Annotated in this window: 9 protein-coding genes; 7 read left to right on the top strand and 2 right to left on the bottom strand. The window is 61.1% G+C overall.

Annotation, left to right across the window (positions count from 1 at the left end; genetic code table 11):
* From rnr to rpmG, 6 genes are all read left to right on the top strand, one after another.
* On the top strand, positions 1–2,242 hold a 2,242-nt coding region (gene rnr, locus WBF74_RS04250; protein WP_424435662.1), incomplete at its 5' end, for a ribonuclease R.
* Positions 2,243–2,359: 117 nt separating this feature from the next.
* Positions 2,360–2,779 carry a DUF983 domain-containing protein gene (locus WBF74_RS04245; RefSeq protein WP_424435659.1) on the top strand — a complete coding sequence of 140 codons (420 nt, stop codon included), beginning with the start codon at positions 2,360–2,362 and terminating at the stop codon, positions 2,777–2,779.
* Between the two features lie 95 nt (positions 2,780–2,874).
* Positions 2,875–3,642: an NUDIX hydrolase gene (locus tag WBF74_RS04240; RefSeq protein ID WP_424435656.1), complete on the top strand. Its 768-nt coding sequence runs from the start codon at positions 2,875–2,877 to the stop codon at positions 3,640–3,642.
* A gap of 3 nt (positions 3,643–3,645) precedes the next feature.
* Positions 3,646–4,320, top strand: coding sequence for an NUDIX domain-containing protein (locus WBF74_RS04235; RefSeq protein ID WP_424435653.1), 675 nt, complete (start codon positions 3,646–3,648; stop codon positions 4,318–4,320).
* Between the two features lie 65 nt (positions 4,321–4,385).
* A complete protein-coding gene (locus WBF74_RS04230; RefSeq protein ID WP_424435650.1) occupies positions 4,386–5,579 on the top strand; it encodes an MFS transporter in 1,194 nt (397 codons plus the stop codon).
* Between the two features lie 179 nt (positions 5,580–5,758).
* Positions 5,759–5,926 carry a 50S ribosomal protein L33 gene (rpmG, locus tag WBF74_RS04225; protein WP_424435647.1) on the top strand — a complete coding sequence of 56 codons (168 nt, stop codon included), beginning with the start codon at positions 5,759–5,761 and terminating at the stop codon, positions 5,924–5,926.
* A 495-nt stretch (positions 5,927–6,421) separates the two neighbouring features.
* Here rpmG and WBF74_RS04220 read toward each other — a convergent pair whose 3' ends face one another.
* Positions 6,422–7,795: a PleD family two-component system response regulator gene (locus WBF74_RS04220; protein WP_424435644.1), complete on the bottom strand. Its 1,374-nt coding sequence runs from the start codon at positions 7,793–7,795 to the stop codon at positions 6,422–6,424.
* A 30-nt stretch (positions 7,796–7,825) separates the two neighbouring features.
* Positions 7,826–8,191, bottom strand: a complete 366-nt coding sequence (locus tag WBF74_RS04215; RefSeq protein ID WP_407950730.1) for a response regulator — start codon at positions 8,189–8,191, stop codon at positions 7,826–7,828.
* 250 nt (positions 8,192–8,441) lie between these two features.
* Here WBF74_RS04215 and WBF74_RS04210 point away from each other — a divergent pair.
* A partial coding sequence (locus WBF74_RS04210) for a DUF3572 domain-containing protein (protein ID WP_424435640.1) occupies positions 8,442–8,681 on the top strand: 240 nt, incomplete at its 3' end.

Below are 8,681 nucleotides of genomic sequence, written 5' to 3'. Positions count from 1 at the left end.
GAACAAGCGCGAGATCGGCCGCGCCTTCGGCGTGAAGGGCGATGACCGCATCCCCCTGAAGCAAATGCTGAAGGCGATGATGGAAGAAGGCGTGATTGCGCGCGACGACGCGAAAAATCTCCGTCGGACGAATGAGCTGCCGCCCATCACCACCATCGAAATCACGCATACAGACATAGATGGCGACCTCATCGCACGGCCGACAAGCTGGCCGGGCGAAGACCCCGCCCCGTTGATCGTCGTCGCACCTGACGTGTCGCGCGGCAAACGCAATTCCGACGAAGCGCCCGCAGGTGTCGGCGACCGTGTGCTGGCGCGGCTGAGCAAGACGGAAGGCGACAACGAAGCCTATCCTTATGAGGCGCGCGTCATCCGCCGGATCGGTCGCGGTGCAGAACGCATTCTCGGTCTCTATCGCGCAAACCGGAAAGGCCCGAAAGGTCCGGGCAGAGGCGGCCGCCTTGTGCCCGTGGACAAGAAGGTCCGCAACGAATTCGAGATCGCGGCAGAGGATACGGCAGGCGCAGAAGATGGCGATCTGGTGCTTGCCGAAACCATTCCCGGCAAACGCTACGGACTAAGCCGCGCGCGTATCCGCGAAGTCTTTGGCAACAGCGATGATCCCCGCTCGATCAGCCTCATCGCAATCCACACACATGGCATCCCGGATGACTTCCCCGAGGATGTGCTGCGTGAGGCGGAAGCCGCAAAACATCAGGGCCTGAAAGGCCGCACCGACCTGCGCGACATTCCGCTCATCACCATCGACCCGGCAGATGCGCGCGACCATGATGATGCAGTCTGGGCCGCGCCCGATCCTGATCCCAAAAATGAAGGCGGCGTCATTGCCATCGTCGCCATTGCGGATGTGGCCGCCTATGTCCGCCCCGGCTCCGCGATGGACCGCGAAGCAAGGAAGCGCGGCAACTCTACCTACTTCCCCGATCGCGTCGTGCCCATGCTGCCCGAACGCATCTCGAACGATCTCTGCTCGCTGGTCGAGGGCGAAGACCGCGCCTGCTTTGCCGTGCGCATGGTGTTCGACAAGCATGGCAACAAGCGTTCGCATGAGTTCGTGCGGGGGCTGATGCGTTCTGCCGGAAGCCTTTCCTATGCGCAGGTTCAGAACGCAATCAACGGGCAACCGGATGATGCAACCGGCCCGCTGCTTGAGCCTGTGCTGAAGCCGCTATGGGCAGCCTATCGTATCATCGCAAAGGCGCGCGATGAGCGCGGGCCGCTAGATCTCGATCTGCCCGAATACAAGATCGACATCGGCGAGGATGGCCGCGTTGCGGGCGTGCGCATCGGCGACAAGTTCGAGTCGATGAAGCTCATCGAAGAATTCATGATCCAGGCGAATGTCTGCGCCGCCGAAACGGCAGAGCAGCTTCACCGCAAGCTCATCTACCGTATCCATGATGCCCCTTCGCGGGAGAAGCTCGTCGCGCTTGCAGAGTTTCTTGCGACGCTCGATCTGAGCTTCACCAAGGGTGAGAACATCCGACCTGCAAACTTCAACCGCATCCTCAAGCAGGTACACGGCACGGAGCATGATCGCATCGTTTCCGATGTCGTGTTGCGTTCACAGGCACAGGCCGTTTACGCGCCGGACAATATCGGCCACTTCGGCCTCAATCTCCGCCGCTATGCGCACTTCACCTCCCCCATTCGCCGCTATGCCGACCTCACCGTTCACCGCGCGCTTATCGCAGGACTAGGTTTCGGCAAGGACGGGCAGCCCGATGCGGAACTTGCCGAGCTTGCGGAGATTGCCGAACACATCTCCATGACGGAGCGCCGCTCCATGCTTGCCGAGCGCGACTCCAAGGATCGCTTCATCGCCGCTTTCCTTGAATCACGCATCGGCGCGGAGTTCACGGGCCGTATCGCCGGCGTCACGCGGTTCGGCCTTTTTGTGAAGCTGGACGAAACTGGCGCAGATGGTTTCGTTCCCGTCTCAACCCTTGGCGGCGACTTCTTCCACCATGATGAAATCCTCCACGCGCTGATCGGCCAGCGCAGCCGCATTGCCTACAGCCTCGGTGATGCCGTGCGCGTACGCCTTGAGGAAGCCGTGCCGGTGACGGGCGGATTGCGCTTCGAAATCCTCGAAGGCGGCAGCGAAGCCCCCGCAAATGCCGGAAAGGGCCGCTCCCGCTCCCGAACCCATACGGGCCGCAACGGGAAAAAGGAAAAGAAGGGCGCCCGCAAACCCGCGAATTCCCGGCGGTTTCGCTGATAAATCAGCATATTGTGGGCGCGCGGCAACCTGCCACATATCAACGACGGGCTGTTCTGACCATTTTAGGTCGGCAAGGTGCCAGAACTGCCTCACAGAATCGAACTCGCTATGGATATGAGTGACGCTCGCATTTACGAACCTTCTGCGGAAGCCGGACAGCGTCCGGCTCTGACCTCGATTCTGCGCGGTTTCAACTGTCACTGCCCGTCCTGCGGCAAGGGCAAGCTCTTTTACCGCTTCCTCAAGGTGGCAGATAACTGCCCCGAGTGCGGCGAGGAACTGCACCATCACCGCGCGGATGACGCGCCGCCCTATTTCACCATCATGGTGGTGGGGCACATCGTCGTGCCGATGATGCTGTGGCTGGAAGTCGCCTACATGCCGCCGATCTGGGTGCACGTCGCGATCTGGCCGCTGCTGACGCTTGTGCTCTCCCTCTGGTTCCTCCCGCGTCTCAAAGGCGCGACGGTGGGCTGGCAATGGGCACTGCGCATGGACGGCTTCGGCGCAAAAGCCGATACGCAGGATATCTGACGCTGCGTCAGCCATTGCCTTTTCTCCCTCTCTGGCTTTCCCGCTTCTGAGCGGGCATCCTGTATCGAACAGACATTCGAAAGCAGGACTCGGTTATGAGCGAACAGGCAGCGGGGCCTTTCGACCCCAAGAAATCGCGCGAGCAGGAATATCGTGAAGCGACGCAGGGCAAGGCCGTGCGACCGCGCGATGCGGCGACCCTCATCATTGTCCGCCGCGACAGCGCAAAGCCGCAGGTCCTGATGGGCCAGCGTCACGCGAACCACAAGTTCATGCCGAACAAGTTCGTCTTTCCCGGCGGCCGCGTTGACCGCGCCGACAGCCGCATCCGCCCGGCAGAGGATCTGCGCGATCCCGTTGTGCGCCGTCTCCTTGTGCGCATGTCAGGAAAGCCTTCCGAGTTGCGCGCCCGCGCGCTTGGCATGGCCGCGATCCGCGAAACCTTCGAGGAAACTGGCCTCGTCATCGGCAAGCCGACCGACACGCTCCAGAAGAGCAAGCATCCTGACTGGGCAAGCTATTTCGCGCATGGCGTAGGCCCGGCGCTTGGCGCGCTTGATTTCGTGGCCCGCGCCATCACCCCGCCCTACCGCACGCGCCGCTTTGACACGCGCTTCTTCATCGCTGATGCCGAATGTATTCAGGGTGATCCGACAAAGGTTCAGGGGTCGGGCGAATTGCAGGGGCTGCACTGGCTCTCGATTGATGATGCACGCAGCCTCGACCTGCCGAACATCACACGCGTCATTCTGGACGAACTGGATGAACGCCTCTCTCTTTCCCGCGCTGCCCAGTCTCGCCGCACCGTTCCCTTCATCTATTTCCGCAATGGCAATGCCATCCGCGACGCGATCGGGAATTGAGCTGTGAACAGCGTGACAAAAGGGAAGCGCGGCATCCGCCCGCGTGATGCGGCAAGCCTCGTGCTGATCGATGAGCGCGAAAGCGAACCGCGCATCCTGATGGGCCGTCGCCATTCCCGCATGAAGTTCATCCCGGACGCCTTCGTGTTTCCCGGCGGCAAACTTGATGCTGGCGATATTGGCGTGCGACCCGCCGCGACATTCGCGGAACAGACCGCACAGCAGATGAAACATGCCGCCGCCTCGCGCCTCAAGGCCGAAGCGCTTGCAGCCGCCGCCATCCGAGAAACATTCGAGGAAACCGGCCTCCTCGTCGCACATCCAGGCGATATTGGCGATGCCGCGGGCGAGGCCTGGGCGCCCTTCCGCGAGCGTGGCCTCGCCCCTCGTTTCGACGTGCTCGATTTCGTCGCCCGCGCCATTACACCGGCATCAAGCCCCATTCGCTTCCATGCGCGCTTCTTTGCAGCCAGCGCCGAGGCCGCAGAGGGCGATTTGCGCGGGAGCGGCGAACTGGAAGATCTCGGCTGGTACCGGCTTTCAGAAGCACTCAAACTTCCAGTCATTGATGTGACGGAATTTGTGCTGCGCGAGATTGCAGAACGCCATCGGGGACGTGTCCGCGCCCGCGCGCCGCTTTACTGCTACCGGAACGACAAGCCGGTCGTGCGCGGCTGACGTCAGCCCGGTGCCGCAAAGGAGGCCGGTGACAACGGCCCTAAACTGCGCTATCGCCTGCGCCCATGACAGGCCACCCCTCCTCCACGCCGACAGACAGACCTCTCACCGCCGCCGAGCGACGGCGGAGCCTTGCCGCCGTCATCGCCTGCATCTCTGTCGTCGGCATGGGGCTTGGCGTTTCCATTCCACTGCTCGCCCTCCTGATGGAGCGCAATGGCGTTCCGACATCGCTGATCGGTCTCAACACGGCGATGCCGGCGCTTGCAACCTTCATCCTCACGCCATTCATTCCGACGCTGCTGCGGCACATACCGGCGATACCCTTTCTGCTGGCCTGCATCATCGTGTCCGCCATCGCCATGCCGTCCTACTACTACTTTCCAAATGTCTGGCTATGGTTCTTCATCCGCTTTATGAACGGACTGGCACTAACCGGCCTCTTCGTGGTGAGCGAGTTCTGGGTGAACATGCTCGCCGACGACAAGAATCGCGGCCGTCTCATCGGCATTTACGGGACGGTGCTCTCATGCGGCTTCGCATCCGGCCCTGTTCTTCTTTTTCTTGTCGGCACTGAAGGCGTTGCCCCTTTCGCCGCTGTCGGCACACTGATCCTCATAGGCGCTCTGCCACTCGTCATCTTCGGACGCGGTCTCGCGCCGCGCGTCACCGAGCGGCCGAGCCATGCCTTCGTCACCTTTCTGGTCGCAGCCCCTGCCGCCACGCTGGCAGGCTTTGTCTATGGCGCGACGGAGACGAACATCTTCAACATGCTGCCTATCTATGGCGTGCGCATCGGCCTGACGGAGCAGACAGCCGCCTTCGTGCTCTCGCTCTTTGCGGCGGGTAACATCCTCCTGCAAATACCCATCGGCATCTGGTCCGACCGGACGGATCGCCGCCTGGTGCTTCTCTTCTGCGCCACGGTCGGCCTTGCGGGCACGCTGCTGCTTCCCTTTGTCATGCACTCGATCTGGCTCTTCGCGCCCACCCTCTTCTTCTTTGGCGGCGTGGTGGTGGGGCTTTATGCGGTCGGGCTCACCCTGCTTGGCGAGCGATTCAAGGGCGCGAATCTCGCCTCCGCCAATGCGGCTTTCGTCATGATGTTCTCGATTGGCGCCCTTGTCGGCCCCCCGCTCGCAGGCACCGCAATGGATATCTGGAACCCCCACGGCCTGATCGTCGCAATGGCCGGGCTTTGCGCCTTCTATGTCATGGTTGCGGGTTGGCGCTATCTGACCGCGCCCCGCATGCCCTAGGGCGACAAAAACGCAGGTTTCAGCATTCTAAGTCGTTGAAGCCGCCGCTCTCTTCTTGACTTCCGCCGCGTCCTGAGTAGCCTGCGCGCAACTCCGCACATCCACGGCCACGGGGCCGGATTGCGACCTCAATGGCCTTGCGGGCACCGATGCCCGCGCAACTTCAAGGATTTCGCGACATGGCGAAGCCAGCATCCATCAAGATCAAGCTCGAAAGCACGGCGGGCACCGGCTACTTCTATGTCGCTAAGAAGAACAGCCGCACGATGACCGAAAAGCTCGTCATCAAGAAGTATGACCCCATCGCGCGCAAGCATGTCGAGTTCAAGGAAACCAAGATCAAGTGATCTGGCGCAGGCCCGGCCTGCGCTGCCTTCCTGAACGACAGGACAAAATGAAAAGAGCCGGTCCCGAAAGGGCCGGCTCTTTTGCTTTCAGCCTTGAAATGGGTGGCCGACCGGGCCTTCGCGGCATATCAGAGGAGGCCACTCCAAAACCACGCCCCCGGCCGGCCGTGCCTCGCGGACTCAGGAGATGCGGCGAACCTGAGCAGATTCCACGAGGACACATATCGCCGCCCGTTACAGCTCCGGCCTCACCCCCCAGCAAGAGACGGTGCCGATGTCGGCAGCGAAACGAAATAGCCCCATGAAACTAGCACATTCAACTGTGCCATTAAAGGACGGACAGTCAATCCAGCGCAGAAACGTGGTTTAAAACGCATTAACCATGAATAAACATAGTTAACGCGATCCGTGGCGCGCAGAACTATGCGCGGATACAGGACCGTCGACTGATCATCCCGCACTTTCTACTGTGGATAAGCTGGCGTTCGACGAAAATCAGGCAGCTTCCGTGGCCACGCGATTGCGCCCTTCCCGCTTGGCGCGGTAGAGGCCCTGGTCCGCCCGTTCGAGCAGGCGGGCCACCGTGTCCTTCGGACCATTCGTCATCGCGATGCCGATGCTCACCGTCACATCAAGCATCCGCCCCTCTTCATCAATGCGGAAGGGCTTGGCGGCAATGCACTGGCGCAGGCGCTCGGCCACGCTTGTCGCATAGCCGATATCGGTGTCTGGCATCACCACCACGAACTCCTCGCCGCCCAGCCGGCAGGCGAGATCAATGCCGCGCACATTCTTGGCGATGCGGTCGGCAAACTGCTTGAGCACGGCATCACCTGCCGCATGACCATAGGTGTCGTTCACCGACTTGAAGTGGTCGATATCAAAAATGAGAAGCGAGACGGGCTTGCCGGTATTCGCGGCCTCTTCCACCAGCGTCGCCAGATGGCCTTCCATATAGCGGCGATTGTAAAGCCCGGTCAGACCATCGGTGATCGCCAGTTCCAGTCCCTGCTGGAACTTGTCACGCAGATAGTCCTGATAACGCTTGCGACGAAGCTGGCTGCGCGCACGCGCCACAAGCTCGTTCCGCTCGATGGGCCGCACCAGATAATCGTTCACGCCCATATCAAGCGCCCGCACGAGGCGCGGTGTGTCGCCCTCTTCCACGATGGCGAGAATGGGTGTCTGCCGCGTCGCCTCAAGGGAGCGGAGCTGAGAGCAGAGCCGCAACCCGTCATATTCCTGAAGGGTGAGACTCACCACGATGAAATCGAAATCCCCCGCACCGGCAAGCTCGATCAATTCCTGTTGGCTTTCGGCAACGGTTACATGGTGATTTTCGGAAAGCGTTTCGGTGATGCGCTTCAGCGAGGTCGGGCGGTCATCCATGACAAGCGTGCGGCCCGGCTCCGACAGGAGAATGCTGTCGCCTTCTTTCGTGCCGAGCGCGCCGATGCGCTGGCCCGTTGCCTCGCGCATGCGAAGCTCGTCCGTCACCATTTTCAGACGCACAAGACTGCGTACCCGCGCAAACAGCGCGAGATCGTTCAGCGGCTTGGTAAGAAAGTCATCGGCACCGGCCTCAAGGCCCTGCACCCGGTCTTTTGGCTGATCGAGCGCCGTTACCATGATGACGGGAATGTGCTCCGTCTCCGGCATGGCTTTCAGCCGGCGGCACACTTCAAACCCGTCCATGCCGGGCATCATCACATCGAGCAGAATGATATCCGGCGGCTGCTCCTTCACAATCTCCAGCGCTTCCATGCCGGAGCTTGCCTTGAGCACGTCGAAATATTCAGCTGTCAGTTTTGCATCCAGCAGCTTCAGATTGGCCGGAACGTCATCGACGACAAGAACACGAGCAGTCACTCTGCCCTCTCCTCGAAGATAGGGGGGCTCTTAGCGAAGAAACCGCTGAACCGTTTCAAGGAACTGGGTTACCGAAATCGGCTTGGAGATATAGGCCTCGCAGCCACCCTCACGGATCTTCTCTTCGTCCCCCTTCATGGCGAAAGCGGTGACGGCCACAACCGGGATGCTGCGCAGGTTGTCGTCTTCCTTGATCCACTTGGTGACTTCAAGCCCGGAAACTTCCGGAAGCTGGATGTCCATCAGGATCAGGTCAGGACGGTTCGTCCGCGCGATTTCCAGCGCCTCGATTCCATCACGCGTCTGCAGCGTCTCGTAGCCATGCGCATCCAGAAGGTCGTGAAAGAGCTTCATGTTGAGCTCATTATCCTCGACGATCAGGACTTTCTTCGACATTGCGTCCATTGCTCCAGAACTCCACCTGTGCCGGGCTCGCCCGAACCTGTATCGTGATGCCCGGCTGTCGGGGCGAATCCTCTGGGGGTCATAAGACCCCAATATCCTTAACCAACCCTTTACCCGCCCTCTCCGACTGACCGGATTTGGGAGGTTTCGCATTAAAACCCGCCTATGATTAAGTTTGCGTGAGCGGCAGGAGTTAAAGTCCGGGACGAAGCCGCGCCGCGCGGGATTATGGGATTTGTTCATGACGAGAGATGAAGCCGAAATGCTGGCGATTCGCGCCCTTGGCCATATCGCGGCGGATGAGGATCTGCTGGGCGACTTCATGGCGCTTTCCGGCCTTTCAACCGACGAATTGCGCGCCCGCGCCGGGGAGCCGGAACTGCTGGGCGGCATTCTCGACTTCATGCTGGCGGATGAAGCGCGCCTTCTCGCCTTTTGCGAGGCGGAGGAGCTGCGCCCGGAACTCCCTGCCCGTGCGCGC

Origin of the sequence: Parvibaculum sp., from assembly GCF_049672805.1 — a bacterium.
In the GTDB taxonomy this organism is placed as follows: Bacteria; Pseudomonadota; Alphaproteobacteria; order Parvibaculales; family Parvibaculaceae; genus Parvibaculum.
This window is presented reverse-complemented; position numbering and strand designations above follow the sequence as displayed.

Bases quoted from the DNA above. Each gene is read 5' to 3' on its own strand.
- WBF74_RS04245 (WP_424435659.1), top strand. From the start codon at position 2,360: ATGAGTGACGCTCGCATTTACGAACCTTCTGCGGAAGCCGGACAGCGT.
- rpmG (WP_424435647.1), top strand. From the start codon at position 5,759: ATGGCGAAGCCAGCATCCATCAAGATCAAGCTCGAAAGCACGGCGGGC.
- WBF74_RS04215 (WP_407950730.1), bottom strand. From the start codon at position 8,191: ATGTCGAAGAAAGTCCTGATCGTCGAGGATAATGAGCTCAACATGAAG.
- WBF74_RS04240 (WP_424435656.1), top strand. From the start codon at position 2,875: ATGAGCGAACAGGCAGCGGGGCCTTTCGACCCCAAGAAATCGCGCGAG.
- WBF74_RS04230 (WP_424435650.1), top strand. From the start codon at position 4,386: ATGACAGGCCACCCCTCCTCCACGCCGACAGACAGACCTCTCACCGCC.